The organism is Pseudomonas sp. FSL W5-0299 (assembly GCF_005930655.1).
Lineage (GTDB): Bacteria > Pseudomonadota > Gammaproteobacteria > Pseudomonadales > Pseudomonadaceae > Aquipseudomonas > Aquipseudomonas mandelii.
The window spans coordinates 1-1,271 of sequence record NZ_RXHX01000095.1 but is presented as its reverse complement, the minus strand read 5'-3'; the positions used below and the strand labels follow the sequence as shown (position 1 = coordinate 1,271).

Here is a 1,271-nt window from a genome sequence, read left to right as displayed (position 1 = left end):
CGTCTCAGCTTCTGTATGGGCTGAAAGTGGCGGAGACCGGGTGATAGAGCGTATGGAAGGCCTGCGCGACAGGGCTGAAGCCGTACTGATCCAAGCTGAAAAAGCCCCTGAAGGACAGCGTCATGTCCACATGGCCGAGCATATGAAAATGCTCGGCGACATCATGAGCCAACTCCATAAAGATCATCCAGACGCCTCAATGTCACCCCAGCAGCACCTGGCCTGGATGGAAAAGCACGACAAAATTGTCGACGACGTTTTGAGTCAAATGCAACGCGAGCACAAGCTGATGCTGTCAGAGAACCATCAGTAAGCAACTCCCTGAAAAGAGCTTTTTGAACAGTCCTGTTAAATGCGGCGTCATCTGGACGCCGTATTTATTTCGAAAACTGACAGAAATGTAGTGTTCAGGTCAGTTAACTGGCAGCTCCGCATCATTAGCATAGCCAGTGTTTCCCACTTACTCTCGAGGTCACCATGAAAGCTAAGCTCGTTACCCCTGTCATCGCAGCAATCACTCTACTCTTCGGTGCTACGGCTATGGCCAGCGCAGGGCATGGGAAAGAGGACATCGGCCAGCCTGGAGTCGCCTCTGAGGTTACCCGTACGGTGGAGGTCGAGATGGGCGATATTTTCTTCAAACCTGAAAGCATCGACGTAAAGCCTGGTGAAACTATTCGATTTGTCCTTCGCAATGAGGGTTCGCTGCTGCACGAGTTCAACATCGGCAAAGCTGCTGCTCACGCAGCACACCAAAAAGAAATGGCAAGCATGTTCCAGAACGGAACGCTTAACCCCACAGGTACCGGGAAAACGATGAGCGGTATGGGCCACAGCATGGGTGGAATGAAGATGGTCGGAATGGAGCACAACGACCCGAACAGCGTCCTGATTGAGCCTGGCGCAACCAAAGAGCTGATCTGGACCTTCAACAACAGCACTGGGCTTCAGTTTGGCTGCAACGTGCCGGGGCATTATCAGTCAGGGATGGTCGGTCAGTTTGACCTGAAATAAGCCAGAGCTGGCTGCTAACACCGCTTCGACGCAAGAGTTGGCTACGCTCTGTCGCAGAGATCACAGCAATGCTCACACAGTGGGGTTTAGATCATGAATAACCATCAGCATCCGGATGGAAACACCACCGCACCATTTTGGAGGCGCAAAACAGGCGTTGTACTAATCATGCTCATTGCGATTGGTGCCTTTTACGTTTTGCGGGAGCATTTCAGCCACGTTTATCCATTTTGGCCTTATCTGATTCTGTTGATCTG

The 1,271-nt window shown here is 51.6% G+C and carries 3 protein-coding genes; all 3 read left to right on the top strand.

All coding sequences use genetic code 11. The features are described from left to right. A partial coding sequence (locus FHL16_RS33760; RefSeq protein WP_077750548.1) for a co-regulatory protein PtrA N-terminal domain-containing protein occupies positions 1-313 on the top strand: 313 nt, incomplete at its 5' end. Between the two features lie 164 nt (positions 314-477). Further along, positions 478-1,014: a cupredoxin domain-containing protein gene (locus FHL16_RS33755; protein WP_024078228.1), complete on the top strand. Its 537-nt coding sequence runs from the start codon at positions 478-480 to the stop codon at positions 1,012-1,014. Between the two features lie 93 nt (positions 1,015-1,107). Next, a partial coding sequence (locus FHL16_RS33750) for a DUF2933 domain-containing protein (RefSeq protein ID WP_077750547.1) occupies positions 1,108-1,271 on the top strand: 164 nt, incomplete at its 3' end.